This window comes from Arenimonas sp. (assembly GCF_041913985.1).
Lineage (GTDB): Bacteria > Pseudomonadota > Gammaproteobacteria > Xanthomonadales > Xanthomonadaceae > Arenimonas.
In genome coordinates this window covers 1-18,514 of sequence record NZ_JAYSEG010000027.1, presented here as the reverse complement: position 1 = coordinate 18,514, position 18,514 = coordinate 1, and the positions used below count along the sequence as shown (strand labels likewise).

Annotated in this window: 15 protein-coding genes; 7 read left to right on the top strand and 8 right to left on the bottom strand. The window is 72.4% G+C overall.

Annotated elements, in window-relative coordinates:
• Window positions 1-9 precede the first annotated feature (9 nt).
• Genes ACE3Q2_RS09890 through ACE3Q2_RS09875 form a run of 4 tightly spaced genes read left to right on the top strand, consistent with a single transcriptional unit; the run spans window position 10 to window position 4,878 of the window.
• Window positions 10-411, top strand: a complete 402-nt coding sequence (locus ACE3Q2_RS09890; protein WP_374473893.1) for a SirB2 family protein — start codon at window positions 10-12, stop codon at window positions 409-411.
• On the top strand, window positions 408-2,327 hold the full coding sequence (locus ACE3Q2_RS09885) for an aspartate aminotransferase family protein (RefSeq protein WP_374473892.1): 1,920 nt from the start codon (window positions 408-410) through the stop codon (window positions 2,325-2,327). The genes ACE3Q2_RS09890 and ACE3Q2_RS09885 overlap by 4 nt, the downstream gene beginning before the upstream one ends.
• Complete coding sequence (locus ACE3Q2_RS09880) at window positions 2,324-3,394, top strand: PLP-dependent cysteine synthase family protein (RefSeq protein ID WP_374473891.1); 1,071 nt, start codon at window positions 2,324-2,326, stop codon at window positions 3,392-3,394. Before ACE3Q2_RS09885 ends, ACE3Q2_RS09880 begins: the two co-directional genes overlap by 4 nt.
• Window positions 3,391-4,878, top strand: a complete 1,488-nt coding sequence (locus ACE3Q2_RS09875; protein ID WP_374473890.1) for a UbiD family decarboxylase — start codon at window positions 3,391-3,393, stop codon at window positions 4,876-4,878. The genes ACE3Q2_RS09880 and ACE3Q2_RS09875 overlap by 4 nt, the downstream gene beginning before the upstream one ends.
• On the opposite strand, the gene ACE3Q2_RS09870 is transcribed toward ACE3Q2_RS09875, so the two are convergent.
• A complete protein-coding gene (locus tag ACE3Q2_RS09870) occupies window positions 4,827-5,315 on the bottom strand; it encodes a DnrO protein (protein WP_374473889.1) in 489 nt (162 codons plus the stop codon). The two genes, ACE3Q2_RS09875 and ACE3Q2_RS09870, sit on opposite strands and share 52 nt — an antisense overlap.
• Before the next feature lie 149 nt (window positions 5,316-5,464).
• On the opposite strand from ACE3Q2_RS09870, the gene ACE3Q2_RS09865 reads away from it, so the two are divergent.
• Both ACE3Q2_RS09865 and ACE3Q2_RS09860 read left to right on the top strand, forming a co-directional pair.
• A complete protein-coding gene (locus tag ACE3Q2_RS09865) occupies window positions 5,465-6,463 on the top strand; it encodes a peptidase U32 family protein (RefSeq protein WP_374473888.1) in 999 nt (332 codons plus the stop codon).
• A 5-nt stretch (window positions 6,464-6,468) separates the two neighbouring features.
• Window positions 6,469-7,347: a U32 family peptidase gene (locus tag ACE3Q2_RS09860; protein WP_374473887.1), complete on the top strand. Its 879-nt coding sequence runs from the start codon at window positions 6,469-6,471 to the stop codon at window positions 7,345-7,347.
• Here ACE3Q2_RS09860 and fabB read toward each other — a convergent pair whose 3' ends face one another.
• The 7 genes from fabB to ACE3Q2_RS09825 all read right to left on the bottom strand — a co-directional run bounded on the left by fabB (window position 7,348) and on the right by ACE3Q2_RS09825 (window position 16,066).
• Window positions 7,348-8,562 (bottom strand): beta-ketoacyl-ACP synthase I, encoded by a 1,215-nt coding sequence (gene fabB / locus ACE3Q2_RS09855; protein WP_374473886.1) that lies wholly within the window; start codon window positions 8,560-8,562, stop codon window positions 7,348-7,350. It lies immediately after the preceding gene.
• A gap of 2 nt (window positions 8,563-8,564) precedes the next feature.
• Entirely contained in the window at window positions 8,565-9,080 is a 516-nt protein-coding gene (fabA, locus tag ACE3Q2_RS09850; protein ID WP_043805090.1) for a 3-hydroxyacyl-[acyl-carrier-protein] dehydratase FabA, read from the bottom strand.
• A gap of 65 nt (window positions 9,081-9,145) precedes the next feature.
• The gene (locus ACE3Q2_RS09845; protein WP_374473885.1) at window positions 9,146-10,633 is read right to left on the bottom strand and encodes an L-aspartate oxidase; all 1,488 of its coding nucleotides are present in this window, start codon (window positions 10,631-10,633) and stop codon (window positions 9,146-9,148) included.
• Between the two features lie 2 nt (window positions 10,634-10,635).
• Window positions 10,636-11,670 carry a quinolinate synthase NadA gene (gene nadA / locus ACE3Q2_RS09840; protein WP_374473884.1) on the bottom strand — a complete coding sequence of 345 codons (1,035 nt, stop codon included), beginning with the start codon at window positions 11,668-11,670 and terminating at the stop codon, window positions 10,636-10,638.
• The gene (locus ACE3Q2_RS09835) at window positions 11,667-12,521 is read right to left on the bottom strand and encodes an SCP2 sterol-binding domain-containing protein (RefSeq protein ID WP_231697347.1); all 855 of its coding nucleotides are present in this window, start codon (window positions 12,519-12,521) and stop codon (window positions 11,667-11,669) included. The genes nadA and ACE3Q2_RS09835 overlap by 4 nt, the downstream gene beginning before the upstream one ends.
• A complete protein-coding gene (locus tag ACE3Q2_RS09830; RefSeq protein WP_374473883.1) occupies window positions 12,511-13,791 on the bottom strand; it encodes a hypothetical protein in 1,281 nt (426 codons plus the stop codon). Before ACE3Q2_RS09830 ends, ACE3Q2_RS09835 begins: the two co-directional genes overlap by 11 nt.
• 76 nt (window positions 13,792-13,867) lie before the next feature.
• Window positions 13,868-16,066 (bottom strand): TonB-dependent receptor domain-containing protein, encoded by a 2,199-nt coding sequence (locus tag ACE3Q2_RS09825; RefSeq protein ID WP_374473882.1) that lies wholly within the window; start codon window positions 16,064-16,066, stop codon window positions 13,868-13,870.
• A gap of 209 nt (window positions 16,067-16,275) precedes the next feature.
• On the opposite strand from ACE3Q2_RS09825, the gene ACE3Q2_RS09820 reads away from it, so the two are divergent.
• Complete coding sequence (locus tag ACE3Q2_RS09820) at window positions 16,276-18,378, top strand: cytochrome D1 domain-containing protein (RefSeq protein WP_374473881.1); 2,103 nt, start codon at window positions 16,276-16,278, stop codon at window positions 18,376-18,378.
• The last annotated feature ends 136 nt before the right edge of the window (window positions 18,379-18,514 follow it).

The window sequence follows — 18,514 nt, the reverse complement described above, 5'->3', positions numbered from 1 at the left end:
GAGTTCCGGATGCTCGCGTTCTACCTGCAGATCAAGATGGTGCACATCGCCGCGGTGCTGGCCAGCGGCGGCCTGTTCGCGCTGCGCGGCGCGCTGGTGCTTGGCGGCGTGAAGTGGGCCATGGCGGCGCCACTGCGCTACCTGAGCTACACCATCGACACCGTGCTGCTCACCGCCGCGCTGATGCTGCTCACCGCGCTCAAGCTCAATCCCTTCGTGGTGCCCTGGCTGTCGGTGAAGCTGGCGCTGCTGGTGGTGTACGTGGTGCTGGGCAGCCTCGCGCTCAAGCGCGCGCGCAGCCCGCGGGCGCGGGCGCTGTTCTACGCCGCGGCGCTGGCCACCTTCGCCTTCATGTACTTCGTCGCCCGCGCGCACCACCCGCTGGGCATCCTGCAGGCCGCCCTCGCATGACCTCGCCCGCCATCCACCCCTGCTTCCTCGGCCCCTACGGCGAGAACGACACCCTGCTGGAAAAGCTGGTGGTCGAATTCCTGCGCGACCACGTTTACTGGCGCCGCAACTTCCACCCCGAAGACCCGCCGGCCATTCCCACCGGAGCCGCCGGCGAGCCGGCCTTCCGTGATTTCGAAGCGCGCATGCGCCGCGAACTGCACGCGCTCTCGGCCTCGCTCAAGCGCTCGGTGCCCTTCCACAGCCCGCGCTACATCGGCCACATGGTGTCCGACCTGCTGCTGCCGGGCCTGGCGGCGCAGTTCCTCACCCTGCCCTACAACCCGAACAACGTCAGCATCGACGCCGCGCCCGTCACCATCGACCTCGAGCTGAAGGTGGGCCTGCAGCTGGCGCGCATGTTCGGCTTCGTCGACGACCCGGCGCGCCCCGACTGCGCCTTCGGCCACCTCACCTCGGGCGGCACGCTGGCGAACTTCCAGGCGCTGCGCCTCGCGCTGGCACTGAAGGCCTTCCCGGTGGCGCTGCGCGCCGCCGCGCCGCCCGGCCTGGCCCTGCCCGGCGACGACGAGGCCGCCTTCAACCTCACGCCCGCCGCCACCGTGGCCCTGCTCGACGCCTGGAACGGCTGGCTGGCGCTGCAGACGCCGGCCGAGCGCCGCCACTGGCGCCGCGCGCTGGCCGCGCAGCGGCTGGAAACCCTGGGCCTGGCCGACTTCCTGGCCCGCCACCCCACGCTGCGCTCGCCGCGCGTGCTGGCGCCGGTGACCGCGCACTACTCCTGGTCCAAGGGCATGAAGCTGATGGGCCTGGGCCGCGCCCAGCTGGAGCTGGTGCCCGAGCGCGGCATGCGCCTGGACCCCGGCGCGCTCGAGGAGATCCTGGAACGCTGCCAGCGCGAACGCCAGCCCGTGCTGCTGTGCGTGGGCGTGCTGGGCAGCACCGAGTTCGGCACCATCGACCCGGTGGACGAACTGGTGGCCGCGCGCGAGCGCTGGGCCGCCCAGGGCCTCGGCTTCGGCGTGCACGTGGACGCGGCCTGGGGTGGCTACCTGGCCACCCTGTTCCGCGAACCGGGCGGCAGCCTGCGCAAGCTCTCCGCCATGCGCGAGGAGTTCCAGGACTTCCCGGCGCCAGAAGTGCACGCCGCCGTGGGCGCGCTCGCAAGGGTGGATTCGATCACCGTCGACCCGCACAAGCTCGGCTACATCCCTTACGGCGCCGGCGCCTTCCTGTGCCGCGACCAGCGCGCCATGGCGCTGCTGGCCGAGGACGCCGACTACGTCTTCAGCCCCGGCGAGGACGGCGACTTCTTCCGCCGCTTCCGCCAGCTCGGCCGCTACATCCCGGAAGGATCCAAGCCCGGCGCCGCCGCCGCCGCGGTGTACGTCACCCACCGCGTGCTGCCGCTGGACCACGAGAACTTCGGCGCGCTGCCGCGCGAATCCATCCTGGCCACCGAAGCCTTCCGCACCGCCGCCACCCGCTTCGCCGCGCGCATGGCGGGCAAGCTGCACTGCAGCCTGCCCTTCGAGCCCGACAGCAACCTGATCTGCCTGGCGCTCAACCCCGCCGGCAACCGCGACGTGGCCACCATGAACCGTTTCGTTCGCGCCCTGCACGAGCGCCTGAGCTACGACCCGCGCCAGCCGCTGCAGGCGCGCGAGTTCTTCGGCTCCATGACCACGCTGCGCCCCGAGATCCTGGGCCCGGAAGACACCGCCCGCGTGCTCGCCTCGCTCGACCTGGACCCGGCCACGCTCGACGCCGGCGGCGAAGACGACGACCGCCTCGTCATCCTGCGCCACACGCTGATGAACCCCTTCCTGCTCGACACCGGCAACGGCATCAGCTACCTGGAGATGTACTTCGAATACCTCGAGCGCACGGCCGCCGCGCTGGTGGCCGCGCCGTGAGCGCCGCCGGCGACCGCCGCTGGCTGAAGCAGGCCCTGGCCAGCCTGGCGCAGGAGGCCGCGCGTTCGGCCGACACCCACCTGCTGCGGCTCGAACTGCCCGCCTTCCCGGGCATCGACTTCTACTTCAAGGACGAAGCCTCGCACCCCACCGGCAGCCTCAAGCACCGGCTGGCGCGCTCGTTGTTCCTGTACGCGCTGTGCAACGGCCGGCTGCGCGAGGGCCAGGGTGTCATCGACGCCTCCTCGGGCAGCACCGCCATTTCCGAGGCCTGGTTCGCGCGCCTGCTGGGCCTGCGCTTCCAGGCGGTGATGCCCGACTGCACCGCGCCGGCCAAGGTGCGCCTGATCCGCTCGCTCGGCGCCGAATGCGTGCTGGTGCCGGCCGGGGTGGACGCCAGCCGGCTGGCGCGCGAACGCGCCGCCGACGACGGCCTGTGTTACCTCGACCAGTTCGGCCTGGCCGAACGCGCCACCGACTGGCGCGGCAACAACAACATCGCCGAATCGATCCTGGCGCAGATGGCGCGAGAACCGCAGCCCGAGCCGGTCTGGATCGTCTGCGGCGCCGGCACCGGCGGCACCTCGGCCACCATCGGCCGCTACCTGCGCTACCGCCAGCTCGACACCCGCACCTGCGTGGCCGAACCCGCCGGCGGCGCCTTCGCCCACGGCTGGCGCACGCGCAGCGCGGCGGCGGTGGCCAGCCAGCCCACGCTCATCGAAGGCATCGGCCGCCCGCGCGTCGAACCCGGCTTCCTGTTCGAGGTGGTGGACGCGGTGCAGGAAGTGGACGACGCCGATTCCATCGCCGGCGCCTGGCTGCTCGAGGAGCTGCTGGGCCGCCGCTACGGCGGCAGTTCCGGCACCAACCTGGTGGCCTGCCTGGCCCTGGCCGAGGGCATGCGCGAACGCGGCGAGCGCGGCAGCATCGTCAGCCTGCTCTGCGACCGCGGCGAGCGCTACGCCGAAACCCTGTTCGACCCGATCTGGCTGCAGGCGCACGGCCTGCCGCTGGCGCCGGCCCTGCACGCGCTGCGGGAACGCCTGGGCGCCACGCCCGCATGAGCCACGCCGACCTGCGCGGTTTCCTGGGCGCGCTCGAACGCCGCGGCCAGCTGCGCCGCGTCGCCGAACCGGTGGACCCCGACCTCGAAAGCACCGCACTGTGCCGGCTCGCGCTCAAGCGCGGCGGCCCCGCCCTGCTGATGGAAAACCCGGTGGGCTCGAAGCATGCCTTGCTGGGCAACCTGTTCGGCCACCGAGACCGCATCGAACTGGCGCTCGGCGGCCGCCCGCTGGCCTCGCTGCGCGAGCTGGGCGAACTGCTGGCGGCGGTGAAGGAACCGCGCTGGCCCTCGAACCTGCGCCAGGCCCTGTCGAGCTGGCCGGAACTGGCGCAGCTGGCGCTGGTGGCGCCGCGCACCACGAAGGACGCGGCCTTCAACGACGTCGTGCTCGAAGGCGAGGACATCGACCTCGGCGCCCTGCCCATCCAGCGCTGCTGGCCCGGCGACGTGGCGCCGCTGGTCACCTTCGGCCTGGTGGTCACGCGCGGCACCCGCCAGCCGCGCCAGAACGTGGCCATCTACCGCCAGCAGCTGCTGGGCCGCAACCGCGTGGCCATGCGCTGGCTGCCGCACCGCGGCGGCGCGCTGGACTTCGCCGACTTCCGCGCCGCGTTTCCGGGCCAGCCCTTCCCGGTGCTGGTGGCCATCGGCGCCGACCCGGCCACGATGCTGGCCGCGGTGGCGCCGGTGCCCGACACGCTGTCGGAATACGAGTTCGCCGGCCTGCTGCGCGGCGCGCGAACCCGCACGTGGCACAGCGAGCTCACGGGGCTGGACGCGCCGGCCGGCGCCGAGATCGTGATGGAAGGTTTCATCGAACCGGGCGACACCGCGCTCGAAGGGCCCTACGGCGACCACACCGGCTACTACAACGCCCAGGGCGAATTCCCGGTGTTCACGGTGAAGCGCCTGCGCCTGCGCCGCGACGCGATCTACCACGGCAGCTACATGGGCCGGGCGCCCGAGGACGAACCCTCGGTGCTGGCCTCGGCGCTCAACGAGGTGTTCGTACCGATCCTGCGGCGCATCTTCCCGGAGATCGTCGACTTCCACCTGCCGCCCGAGGCCTGCTCCTACCGCATCGCCGTGGTCAGCATCCGCAAGCAGTACCCGGGGCATGCGCGCCGCATCATGATGGGCATCTGGTCCTACCTGCGGCAGTTCACCTACACCAAGTTCGTCATCGTCACCGACGAGGACATCGACGTGCGCGACTGGTCGCAGGTGCTCTGGGCGCTGTCGACCCGGGTGGACCCGGTGCGCGACAGCCTGCTGGTGGACAAGACGCCCATCGACTACCTCGACTTCTCCAGCCCGGTGCCGAACCTGGGTTCGAAGCTGGGGCTGGACGCCACCCGCAAGTGGCCGGCCGAAACCAGCCGCGCCTGGAGCGAACCCATCGTGCCCGACGCGGCGGTGGAGCGCCGGGTTCAGTCGCTCTGGGACACGCTCCAGGCCGCGTCGTCGAACAGCACCGGGTAACGCGCCAGCACGGCGCGCAGCTCGTCCAGGGCGGCCTGGTCGAATTCGCCTTCGGAAAGCGCGCGGCTGGCGCCGAGCACGCGTGCCAGCAGCGGGTGCAGGGCGGCATCCGGCTCGGGCTCGAGGCGGCAGTTGGCGAACATCTCGTCCACCGCCGCGCGCAGTTCGGCGGCGATGTTCTGCACCTGCACGGCGTCGAGGTGGCCGTGCTCGCCGTGTTCCAGCGCCGCGGTGGCGGCGCGCACGCGCTGCATGCCGCGGCTGAGCGGCGCGTCGGGCTGCCAGCGCACGGCCGGCGCGTCGGCTTCGGCTGCGGTGGCGGCGTGCGCCTCGTGGCCCTCATGGGCCTGCGGTTCGGTGGCGTGGGCGTGTTCACCCGCCAGCGCCGGCAGCGGCAGCAGCAGGGCGAGGCAGAGCACGAGGATCGGACGGGACATGGCGGTTTTCCTTCAGGTTCGGCGCGCGGCACGGCGGGCCACGCACCGCCATGCTGCACCTCCCGGCGGCGCGGGTAACTGACTCAGGTCAACGACAGGCCGGGGCACGGCGGCGAGCATGTGACCCAGTCCACGGCGCGGAGTTCGCGATGCAACTGGTGTGTCCCGCCGGCAACCTGCCGGCCCTGCAGGCGGCCATCGACGCCGGCGCCGACGCCGTCTACGCCGGCTTCCGCGACCAGACCAACGCCCGCGCCTTCCCGGGCCTGAATTTCGACGAAGCCGAACTGCGCGCCGGCATCGCCTACGCCCACCAGCGCGGCCGCAAGGTCTACCTGGCGCTCAACACCTACCCGGAAACCGCCCGCCTGCGCGCCTGGCAGGCCGCGGTGGACCATGCCGCCGAACTCGGCTGCGACGCCATCATCGCCGCCGAGATGGCCGTGCTCGACCACGCCCTGCGCGAACACCCCGGCATGGCCCGGCACCTGTCCGTGCAGGGTTCGGCCACCACCGCGCCGGCGCTGCGCTACATGCACGAGCGCTTCGGCATCAGCCGCGCGGTGCTGCCGCGGGTATTGTCGCTGCAGCAGGTGGAGCGCCTGTGCGAGTTCTCGCCGGTGCCGCTGGAAGTGTTCGCCTTCGGCAGCCTGTGCATCATGGTCGAGGGGCGCTGCCAGCTCTCCAGCTACGTCACCGGCGCCTCGCCCAACCGCCACGGCGTGTGTTCGCCGGCGCGCTTCGTGCGCTGGGAGGAACACGCCGACGGCCAGCGCGGCGTGCGCCTGAACGGCCTGCTGATGGACCGTTACGCGCCGGGCGAACCCGCGGCCTACCCCACCGTCTGCAAGGGCCGCTTCGACGTCGGCGGCGAGGTCTTCCACGCACTGGAGGAACCCACCAGCCTCAACACCCTGGAACTGCTGCCGCAGCTGGCGAACGCCGGCGTGGCGGCGCTGAAGATCGAAGGCCGGCAGCGCGGCGTGGCCTACGTCCGGGCGGTCACCCAGACCTGGCGCGAAGCCATCGACCGCCACCGCGCCGACCCGGCGAACTGGTCGGCGCAGCCGCGCTGGCAGCAGGCGCTGTCGGCCCACGCCGAAGGCCACCAGACCACCCTCGGCCCCTACCACCGCGCCTGGCACTGACCCGCATGAGACTCAGCCTCGGACCCCTGCAGTACTTCTGGCCGCGCGAACGCACGCTGGCCTTCTACCGCGAAGCCGCCGACTGGCCGGTGGACGTGGTCTACCTCGGCGAAACGGTCTGCAGCAAGCGCCGCGAGCTGGGCACGCGCGACTGGATCGCGCTGGCCGCGGAGCTGGCCGAGGCCGGCAAGGAAGTGGTGCTCTCCAGCCTGGCCCTGGTCGAGGCCGAGTCCGAGCTCAACGCGGTGAACCGCATGCTCGACGACGGCCGCTTCCTCATCGAAGCCAACGACCTCACCGCCGTGCAGCTGTGCCGCGAACGCGGCCGCCCCTTCGTGGCCGGGCCCAGCCTGAACATCTACAACCACCGCGCCCTGGCCATGCTGGCCGAGGACGGGCTGCGGCGCTGGGTGCCCGGCGTCGAACAGGGCCTGCAGCTGCTCGAGGACCTGCTCGGGGCGCTCGACGACGCGGACCAGCCGCGCCCCGAAATCGAGCTGATCGCCTGGGGCCGGCTGCCGCTGGCCTACTCGGCGCGCTGCTTCACGGCGCGCGCGCTGGACGTGGCCAAGGACGCCTGCGGCTTCCGCTGCATCGAGCACCCCGACGGCCTGCCGCTGGCCACGCGCGAAGGCGAACCCTTCCTGCGCATCAACGGCATCCAGGTGCAGGGCGAGGAAACCACCGACCTCGGGCCGGAGCTGCCGGTACTGCGGGCGCTGGGCGTGGACGTGCTGCGGCTGTACCCGCAGGCACGGGACATGGCGTCGGTGGTCGAGCACTTCGACCTGGCGCGGCGCTCACCGCTGCCGCCGCCGCGCCGGGGCGCGGTGAACGGCTACTGGCACGGCCAGCCCGGCAAGCCGGGCCTGCCGCCGGGCTGATCAGCCGCGGTCGCGCTGGAACACCAGCGTGGCGTTGGTGCCGCCGAAGCCGAAGCTGTTCGACATCACGGTGTCGAGCACGGCGTCGCGGCTTTCGCGCAGGATGGGGAACCCTTCGGCCTGCGGGTCCAGCGTTTCGATGTTGGCCGAACCGGCCATGAAGCCGTCGCGCATCATCAGCAGGCAGTAGATGGCCTCGTGCACGCTGGCGGCGCCGAGCGAATGGCCCGACAGCGCCTTGGTGGACGAGAGCGGCGGGATCTGGTCGCCGAAGGCCTCGCGCACCGCGCGCAGCTCCACCAGGTCGCCCAGCGGCGTCGAGGTGCCGTGGGTGTTGAGGTAGTCCACCGGCGCGTCAACGCCTTCGAGCGCCATGTGCATGCAGCGCACCGCGCCTTCGCCCGAGGGCGCCACCATGTCGGCGCCGTCGGAGGTGACGCCGTAGCCGGCCAGCACCGCGTGGATGCGGGCGCCGCGGGCGCGGGCGCGCTCGTAGTCCTCGAGCACCAGCATGCCGGCGCCGCCGGCGATGACGAAGCCGTCGCGGTTGGCGTCGTAGGGGCGCGAGGCCGTTTCCGGGTGTTCGTTGTGGTGGGTGGACAGTGCGCCCATGGCGTCGAATTGCAGGCTCAGGGTCCAGTGCAGTTCTTCGCCACCGCCGGCGAACATGATGTCCTGGCGGCCGGCGCGGATCATGTCGGCCGCGGCGCCGATGCAGTGCGCCGAAGTGGCGCAGGCCGCGGCGATGGAATAACTCACGCCCTGGATGCCGAAGGCCGTGGCCAGGTTGGCCGACACGGTGGAACCCATGGTGCGCGGCACCATGTACGGCCCCACCTTGCGCACGCCGCGTTCGCGCAGCAGGTCGGCGGCTTCCACCTGCCACTGGGTCGAACCGCCGCCGGAGCCGGCCAGCAGGCCGGTGCGCGGGTTGCGGATGTCGGCTTCGGACAGGCCGGCGTCGGCGATGGCCGACTGCATGGCCACGTGCGCGAAGGCCGCGCCGTCGCCCATGAAGCGCAACGCCTTGCGGTCGATGCGCGCGGCCAGGTCGATGGCCGGCGCGCCGCCCACCTGGCTGCGCAGGCCGCGCTCGGCCGCCTCGGGCTGGTGGCGGATGCCGGAACGCCCGGCGCGCAGCGCGGCCGAGACCTCGTCGAGTTCATTGCCCAGGCAGGAGACGATGCCCATGCCGGTGATGGCGACCTTGCGCATGCTCACAGCGCCTCGGTGGACGTGAACAGGCCGACGCGCAGCTCTTCGGCGGTGTAGATCTCGCGGCCGTCCACCAGGGTGCGGCCGTCGGCGATCACCATCTTCAGCCGCCCGCGCACGACGCGGCGGATGTCGATCTCGTAGCTCACCAGCTTCGCGGTCGGCAGCACCTGGCCGGTGAACTTCACCTGGCCCACGCCCAGCGCGCGGCCGCGGCCGGGTTCGCCCAGCCAGGGCAGGAAGAAGCCGGTGAGCTGCCACATCGCGTCCAGGCCCAGGCAGCCCGGCATCACCGGGTCGTCGACGAAGTGGCAGGCGAAGAACCACAGGTCCGGGCGCACGTCGAGCTCGGCGCGGATGATGCCCTTGCCGAACTTGCCGCCCTCCTCGCTGATCTCGGTGATGCGGTCGAACATCAGCATCGGGTCGGAAGGCAGGCGCGCGCCGCCGGGGCCGAACATGGCGCCGCTGGCGCAGGCCAGCAGCTGGGCGCGATCGAAGGAATGCGGGAGGTTCATCAGGACTTCTTGGAGTGCGGGAGATGGGCCAAACCGCGCCAATGTCGCGCATGCGACGGCGCGCATCAAGGAATTTCGCCGTACGCAGGCGTAGCGATTCGCTGGTGTATGGAAGCGTTTTCGCAGGCGTCCTCGCGCCAGTGCGCGCCCAGGCTCCCGCGCCGCGCCAGCGCGGCATGCAGCAGGCGCAGCGCCAGCCGGCCCTGCCACGCGCGCGACAGCCCGGGCATGGCGGCGATCCGCGCCAGCGCGCGCCGCAGCGCCTCGCCGTCGCGCACGGGGCCCAGCGCTTCGTCGAGCAGCGCGCGCAAGGTTCGCAGGTCGAACGGCGACGCCTCGTCGCCCGGCGTGACCCAGCGGCTGGCGGTGCCCGCGGGCGCGGAGGGGTTGCGCGCCAGCCAGGCGCCGAGCCGGCGCCCGAAGGCCACGCCCTCGAGCAGCGAATTGCTGGCCAGCCGGTTGGCGCCGTGCACGCCGTTGCAGGCCACCTCGCCCACCGCGTGCAGGCCGGGCAGCGTGCTGCGGCCGAGCGCATCCACCGCCACGCCGCCCATGTGGAAGTGCGCGGCGGGCGCCACCGGGATCCATTCGCGAAGCGGGTCGATGCCGTGCGCGCGGCAGGTGGTTATCGCGGTTGGGAAATCCGCGGCGAGGCGTTCGCCCAGCACGGTGGCATCGAGCCACACCGATCCGCCGCCGCGACGGTGTCGCAATACCTCGCGCGACACCACGTCGCGCGGCGCCAGGTCGCCCAGCGGGTGGCGGCCGGCCATCAGCAGCCCGCCGCGTTCGTCGCGCAGCACCGAGCCGGCGCCGCGCAGCGCTTCGGTCAGCAGCGGGCGCGGGCCGTCGCCGGCGACATCCAGGGCGGTGGGATGGAACTGGATGAACTCGAGGTCGCGCGCCGCGGCGCGCGCTTCCAGCGCCAGCGCCAGGCCGAAGCCGTCCGCGCCGCGCGGGTTGGTGGTGGCGGCGAACAGCGCGCCGAGGCCGCCGGTGGCCAGCACCACGTCGGCCGCCGGCAGTTCGTGCATGATTCCGGCGGCATCCGCCAGGCGCAGGCCGGCGATGCGGCCCTCGCGCAGGCCCAGGGCCCGCAGCGTGTGCGCGTCGAGCCAGGTGACGTGCGCGGCCGCGTCGGCGCACGCCGCCAGCGCAGCCACCACGGCGGCGCCGGTGGCATCGCCGCGGGCGTGCACGATGCGGTGGCGGCCGTGGCCGCCCTCGCGCCCGAGCCGGTAGCCTTTGTCACCACGGTCGAACACCACGCCCTGCTCCTCCAGCCAGCCCACCGCCGCGGGCGCCTGCGACACCAGCCAGTCCACGCGCGCGGCGTCGTTGTGGCCCGCGCCCGCGACCATGGTGTCCTGCGCGTGCTGCGCGGGGTCGTCGCCTTCGCCCAGCGCGGCCGCGATGCCACCCTGCGCCAGCGCGCTGGCGCTCGCCGCACCCGGCCGCCCGCGGCTGACCAGCAGCACCGGCCGCGGCGCCGCCGACAGCGCCACCGCCAGCCCGGCCACGCCGGCCCCCCCCACCACCAGCGGCGTCGACATGCTCAGGCCGCGTCGCGCCGGCCCACCGCCAGCATGCGTTCCAGCGCGCGGCGTGCGCGCACCGCCACGTCCCCGGGAACGAACACTTCGCCCGACAGGTCGCGCAGGCAGGCGTGGATGTTCTGCAGGGTGATGCGCTTCATGTGCGGGCAGAGGTTGCAGGGCTTGATGAATTCGGTGGCCGGGAACTGCAGGCGCAGGTTGTCGGCCAGCGAACACTCGGTGATCAGCGCCACGCGCTCGGGCTGCTCGCGCGCCAGCCAGGCGCCCATGGCGGTGGTGGAGCCGACGAAATCGGCCTCGGCCAGCACTTCCGGCGGGCATTCGGGGTGCGCCACCAAGCGCGCATCGAAGCGTTCGCGCGCATGCCGCGCCTGCGCCGCGGTGAAGGTCTCGTGCACCTCGCAGCGGCCGTCCCACAGCACCAGCTGCACGTCGGTGCGGCTGGCCACGTGCGCGCCCAGGTAGCGGTCGGGCAGGAAGATCACCTTGTCGGCGCCCATGGCCTCCACCACCTGCACGGCATTGGCCGAGGTGCAGCAGGCGTCGGATTCGGCCTTCACCTCGGCGGTGGTGTTCACGTAGCTCACCACCGGCGCGCCCGGGTGGCGCGCGCGCAGCAGGCGCACGTCGGCGGCGGTGATGGAGTCGGCCAGCGAGCAGCCGGCGCGCGCGTCGGGGATGAGCACCTTCACCTGCGGCGCCAGGATCTTCGCGGTCTCGGCCATGAAGTGCACGCCGCACAGCACCACCACTTCGGCGTCGCAGGTGGCGGCGGCCTGGGCCAGGGCCAGCGAATCGCCGGTGACGTCGGCGACGCCGTGGAAGATTTCCGGCGACTGGTAGCTGTGCGCCATCACCACCGCGCCGCGCTCGCGCTTGAGCCGCTGGATCGCGTCGATCCAGGGCAGGTGCAGCGGCACCTCCAGGCAGGGCAGCAGGCGTTCGAGCGTGGCCGAGAGCGTGGCGTATTCCTCGTCCAGCCCTTCGCGCCAGCGGGGGGCGAAATCGGTTTGCGTGGGGGCGGTGGCGTTCATGCGGTTTCCCGATAGGCGTCGCGGGCGTCGCGCGCCAGGCGCGCGCCGCGGTTGAGGGCGATGCGCGCACCCAGCGGCACCGTTTCCCAGGGCAGGCGGTCGAGCAGGTTGCGCGCGGTGAGGCCCAGCTCGGTGTCGCCGGTCAGTTCCAGCCGGCGCTGGAAGAACAGCGTGTCGGCGTCCTCGAGCCGGCTGGCGAGCAGCAGCAGGTCGGTGGCGCTGCCGCGCACGGTGGCTTCGGCGGGTTCGTCGCTGGCGCGCAGGCGGTCGCCCTGCAGTTCCAGCACCCACGACAGGCCCAGGTCCGGGACCGAAATGCCCAGCCGGCGGCCGCGCATGAATTCCAGGTCACCCCTGGCCAGCGGCGCCGACAGCAGGCGTGCCACGGCCGCTTCCAGCGCGCGCTGCTGCCAGGCCTGCGGCAGGCGCGCGAGCACGGGCGCCCAGCGTTTCGGCGGCGGCAGCCAGCGCAGCAGGCGGCGGCGCGGTTCGGAGGACGCCGCTCCCGACGGACCGGCCAGCGCCGGCCGCATGGCCACGCCGTCGATGGCGTCCTCGTCTTCGTCCTGCGCGCCATCGAGTCCTTGCTGGCGCCAGGCATCGGCGATCACCAGCGAAAGCTGGCCGCGCGCGAGCTCCGGCGGCAGGCCCAGCCGGCGCGCCAGGCCCAGGCCGCGGGCCAGCACGCGCAGTTCGCGTTCGGGGTCGCGCGGGGGCAGGCCCGCGCGTTGTTTCAAGCCGGCGGCCGCGCCGACGAGCCGGCGACGGCCCGCGAGCAGGAGGAGCAACGCGTCGTCGACGCCGTCGATGCCACGGCGCAGCAGGGCCAGGACGCTGGGTTCAGGTTGCATGGGCAGGTTCCCGCGGTGGAGGTGGGCCGGGTGGGTGCGCGGCGGCGAAAGCCGCCACCGCCCGGGCGATATGGCGCTGGGCCAGGGCCAGCAGCAGGTGGGCGAAGACCAGGGCCAGGCCAGCCGCCACGGCCATTGGCCAGGACGGCCACGCAACGGCGGCAGGCAGGGTGAGCGCGGACGCGGCGAAGCCCAGCAGCAGCCGCTGGCGATGCGGCGGCGGCAGCAGCGTGTGCACGCCCGGCAGCTGCACGCCGCGCCCGCAGCGGCGGTGCAGCGCGATCCAGCCAAGGAAGGCGCTGATCTCGACCAGCATGGCCATCACCAGCAGCGGCAGCGCCGCGCCGATGGCCAGCGCACCCGCCAGGCGCGCGTCGCCCGTGGCCATCGCTGCCGCCGCCGCAGCCAGCGCGATGAAGCCCAGCCGCCAGCCACGCGGCAGCGCCGCCGACATCGGCTTGCGTGAACGCGACTGCAGCCACAGGCCACCGAGCGCGACCGCCACGGCCGCGAGCGCCAGCAGCGCACGCAGGGCCAGCGCGTCGCCGCTGGCCAGCAGTACGCCGCCCGCCAGCGGCAGACCGATCGCCACCGCCGCCAGCAGCGCCGACTGCGCGCCGGCCGGCGCGGCCGGGGTGCCCTGGAACATCGGCATCACCACCCGCCCCACGCTGGCCAGCAGCGCGCCCACCCAGGCCAGCAGGCCAATGGCCGCGTGCAGGTTCGTCCAGTCTTCGAGGGGAATCGCCACGCGTCCGGCCAGCGCCGCCACCAGCAGGCCGCCCAAGGCCGCGGTGGCGAGTCCGCCGAACAACGACAGCGCGATGCCCGCATGCAGCAGGCTGCCGGCCACTCGCCGCAGCAGGTTGGGCAGCGCGGCGCCCGCCAGCATCAGGAAAGCAAGCAGCAGCAGGCCCGATCCCAGTTCGCGCAACAGTGGCAGCGGCCAGGCCAGGCCGGCCACCAGCGCCAGCGTGCCGAGGTTGAGCGCGGCATGCAGCGCACGCGCGAAGCCCGCGCCGCCGCGCACGCGCACGCCGGCCGCCGCGGGCAGGAACTGCAGCAGGCTGCCGAACATGGCGTTGCCCAGCACGCCCAGGGTGAACACGTGCACCAGCGCCACCGTGGCCGGCGACCAGCGCGAGGCCAGCAGCGCCGGCCCCTGCGCCAGCAGCATCAGGCCGGCCAGCGCGCCCCAGGCCGGCACCGTGCGCAGGAAACGCGCGGGCACGGACGGCTCCGGCGCCAGTTCAAGCGCCAGCCTGGCCATGTACTCGCGCCTGCCCCGTCATGGCGCCATTAGGGCGCCGGGCGCCCGCGGGCGCCCTGACTTCGGTCAACCGGGGCTAGAAATCCACGCTCAGGCTGAGGCTGGCGCCGCGGCCGGGGCGGGAATAGAAGTCGATGTCGTCGGCATTGGCGGCCAGGCCGCGCAGCGCCGACCAGTCCCAGTAGCGGCGGTCGGCCAGGTTGAACACCGACAGGTTCAGGCGCACCTGTTCGCCCAGTTCGGCCCAGGCGTGCAGGTCCCAGCTGCCATAGCCGGGCGGCAGGTAGAGCGCGCCCGCGCTCTGGTCGGCGCGGTCCACGCCCTGCACGCCGGTGAGGCGCAGTTCGCTTCCCCAGCGTCCGTCGGCGGATTCAAAGCCGGCCGCGAGGCTGGCGCGCGGCGGCGGCACCGAGTTGAGCGGCTGGTCGCGGGCGGTGTCGTCGCCCTCCGACCACGTGGCCGCGACGTCGAGGTACCAGCCCTGCGCCTTCGCCGACAGCGATTCCAGGTACCAGCGGCCCTCGAGCTCGAGGCCGCGGATGCGCGCACGGTCGCGGTTCACCGACTGGAACACCAGCTGCCCGCTTTCGTTGCGGCCGAGGTTGGCGCGCGATTCGATCAGGTCGCGGAAACGGTTCTCGTATACCGCCACGCTGCCCTGCAGGAACTCGCCGTTCCAGCGCGCGCCCAGCTCCAGGCCTTCGCTGCGCTCGGGCTTCAGGTCCGGGTTGGGCAAGGCCACGTAGTTGAAGCTCGGCAGGTTCAGGCCGATGTTGACGTCGCTGAAGGGCGGCGCGCGGAAGCCGCGGGTGTACTGCCCGTACAGGCCGAGCGCGCCGCGGGTCCAGCGCAGGCCCAGCTTGGGCGTCACCGAATCATCGTCCAGCGAGGCCGGCACCACGCCCGGGTTGTCCTCGCGCCAGAGCGCGTCGGGCCGCGCGTCGAGCCGGTAGCGCTCCCAGCGCAGGCCGGGCACCACGGCCCATTCGTCGGACAGGCGGATTTCGTCCTGCCAGAACACGCCCACTTCGGTGGCGCGGCTGTTGGGGAAGTCGCGCAGCGGGAACACTTCGCCCAGGATCACGTTGCTCTGCGTGCCGGTCGCCAGGTTGGTTTCGATGCCGTCACGCAGGCCGCGGAAATCGTGCCGCGCGATGTCCACGCCGAACACCTGCCAGTGCTCCGCGCCCAGCCATTCGCCGCGCCACTGCGCATTGAGCTCGAGGCCGGTGCTTTCCTGGCCGAACACGAAGCGGCGCTCGCGCCGCGACAGGAACGGCGTGGCGCGGTCGGCCAGCCGGTACTGGTCGGAGAACTGGTCGGTGGTGGTGTCCTGGCGGTAGAGCAGCAGCCGCACCGGACCCAGTGCGCCCACCTGGCCCCACTCGGCGCCCAGGCTGTAGCGCTGGCGCTTGTACTGGTCGTCGCCCAGCAGCGCGTAAGTGGTGTTGAAGCGGCCGGGGCCGAACAGCAGCGACTGCACGTCGGTCTGGCGCGAGCCTTCGCCGCGCTCGAAGATGGCGCTCCAGCGGCCGGCGGCGCCGGCGTCGAGCGAGAAGCGCGCCAGCGCGCTGTCATTCCGGTAGTCGACGGGGTTGGCGGCGAAGGCCGGGTCGTCGGCGGCGTTCCTCATCTCTTCGCCCTGGCGGCGGCCGAGCGAGACCAGCGCCGCGAGCCGTCCGTCGTCGCTGCGCGCCAGCAGGCGGCCAGAAAGCCAGCGGCCATGGTCGCGGCTGCCGGCGCCGGCGCGGGCCGCGCCCTGCACATGGTCTTCGTCGTCGCGCCACTCGGCCTCGGCCGGGTCGGGCGTCCAGTAGGCCACCACGCCGGCCAGGGCCTTGCTGCCGTGCAGCGTGGACGCGGGGCCGCGCAGGATCTCCACCCGGTCGACGATGCCCAGTTCCACCAGGTCGCGGCCGGCCAGCGCGAACTGGCCCACGCCGAAGCCATCCGCCAGCGGCACGCCGTCGAGCTCGACGCTCACGCGGTTGCCGTCCAGCCCGCGCAGGTTGAAGCCCTGGGCGCCGAAACGGTTGGCGTCGGCGCCCACGTCGAGGCCAGGCACCAGCCGGGCGAGGTCTTCGATGGTCTGCACGCCGCGCCGCTCCATGGCCTCGCGGTCGACCCGGCTGACTGCGCCGACGACCAGCTTCACCGGCTCTGCGCTGCGGCTGCCCACCACCACCACGGCGTCGAGCGTGCGCAACTCCTCGTCGGCCCCGTCGGGCGCCGCGAGCGCGGCAGCCATCGCCAGGGCCAGGGTCGTCATGGACATCGAAAACTCCGCGAGTCAGGGTCTGCCGGCACCGTAAGTTACCCGCAACCGGCGCGGATTTGACCACCGTCAAAACGCTGACCGTGAAGACGCCGAATCTTCGTTGCGCTTGATGCAGGTCAGGGGAGACCTGCGGGGGGCGGGACCAAGCTTCACCCGACGGCGGGTCGACCGCCGAACACGTGAAAGTCCATCTACGGGAAACCACCATGAAAAGAACGCTGATCAGCACCGCACTCGCGCTCGCGCTGTGCGCCGTGTCCGCCCATGCGGCGGCGGAGAGCGACGTCGTCAACGAGCGCGCGCCGAAATCCGAAGCCGAGGCCGGCCAGGCCGCCTACCTCGCCAACTGCGCCGCCTGCCACCAGGCCGAGGGCCAGGGCCTGGTGGGCGCCTTCCCGCCGCTCAAGGACTCCGACTGGATCCAGCGCGACCCGCAGGGCGCCCTGCAGGCCGTGCTGGCCGGCCTGAACGGCAAGATCACCGTGAACGGCAACGAGTACAACTCGGTGATGCCGGCGATGAGCCACCTCGGCGACGCCGACATCGCGGCCATCCTCAACCACGTGATGGACGAGTTCAACGACCTCGACACGCGCTTCAGCGCCGGCCAGGTGGCCGCCGCCCGCAAGAAGGTCGCCGGCGCCTCCGACCCGGCCCAGGGCCAGGCCCACCCCGGCACCAGCCAGGCACAGGCCGCCTACGAGGGCGCGCCCTCCACCCTCGCCGCCGCCGACGTGAAGATGCACCGCACGCCGGGCGCGCCCGACATGACCGAGGAAGAGTTCGCGGAAGCCACCGACATCTTCTTCCAGCGCTGCGCCGGCTGCCACGGCGTGCTGCGCAAGGGCGCCACCGGCAAGCCGCTCACGCCCGACCTGACCCAGGCCCGCGGCACCGACTACCTGCGCGCCCTGATCAACTTCGGCTCGCCCGGCGGCATGCCCAACTTCGGCACCGGCGGCGAACTGAGCGCCAAGCAGGTGGACCTGATGGCCCGCTTCCTGCAGCACACCCCGCCCAACCCGCCGGAATGGGGCATGGCGGAGATGCGCGAGAGCTGGAAGGTGCTGGTCCCGCTCGCCGAGCGCCCGACCCGCAAGATGAACGACTACAACCTCGAGAACGTCTTCTCGGTGACCCTGCGCGACTCGGGCGAGATCGCCCTGATCGACGGCGACACCAAGAAGATCATCAACATCATCAAGACCGGCTACGCCGTGCACATCTCCCGCGTCTCGCACTCGGGCCGCTACGTGTACACCATCGGCCGCGACGGCAAGATCGACCTGATCGACATGTGGATGCCGGTGCCCGACCGCGTCGCCGAGATCAAGATCGGCCTCGAGGCGCGCTCGGTCGAGACCTCGAAGTACAAGGGCTTCGAGGACAAGCTGGCGATCGCCGGCGCCTACTGGCCGCCTCAGTTCGTGATCATGGACGGCCCGACGCTCGAGCCGATGAAGATCGTTTCGACCCGCGGCATGACGGTGGACACCCAGGAGTACCATCCGGAACCGCGCGTGGCCGCCATCGTCGGCAGCCACAAGCACCCGGAGTTCATCGTCAACGTCAAGGAAACCGGCCGCATCCTGCTGGTGGACTACAGCGACATCGACAACCTCAAGATCACCACGCTCGACGCCGCCCGCTTCCTGCACGACGGCGGCTGGGACGTGACCAAGCGCTACTTCCTGACCGCGGCCAACCAGAGCGACAAGATCGCCGTGGTGGACTCGCAGGAGCAGCGCATGGTCGGCCTGATCGACGTGGACAAGATCCCGCACCCGGGCCGCGGCGCGAACTTCGTGCACCCCGAGTACGGCCCGGTCTGGGGCACCTCGGCGCTGGGCAACGACAAGATCACCCTGATCGGCACGGACCCGGAGGGCCATCCGGACCAGGCCTGGAAGGTGGTCGAGGTCCTGCACGGCCAGGGCGGCGGTTCGCTGTTCATCAAGACCCACCCGAAGTCGGCGAACCTGTGGGTGGACACGCCGCTCAACCCGGATGCGAAGGTGTCGCAGTCGGTGGCCGTGTTCAACATCAACGACCTCGACGCCGGCTACACCGTGCTGCCGATCGCCGAGTGGGCGAACCTGGGCGAGGGGCCGAAGCGCGTCGTGCAGCCGGAGTACAACGCGGCCGGCGACGAGGTCTGGTTCTCGGTGTGGAACGGCAAGGACCAGCGTTCGGCCATCGTGGTGGTGGACGACAAGACGCTCAAGCTCAAGGCGGTCATCGACGACGCCCGCCTGATCACGCCGACCGGCAAGTTCAACATCAACAACACGGTGAACGACGTCTACTGAGCGTCCAAGCCGCGCAACAAGAAGGGCCCCGCATCGCGGGGCCCTTTCTTTTGGTTCTTCTCCCAGGTCCGGCCTGTCCACCGAACTGGCGCCGGCCCCACCGCGAAGGCGAGGGTCGATTCCCGCTCAGTGGAGC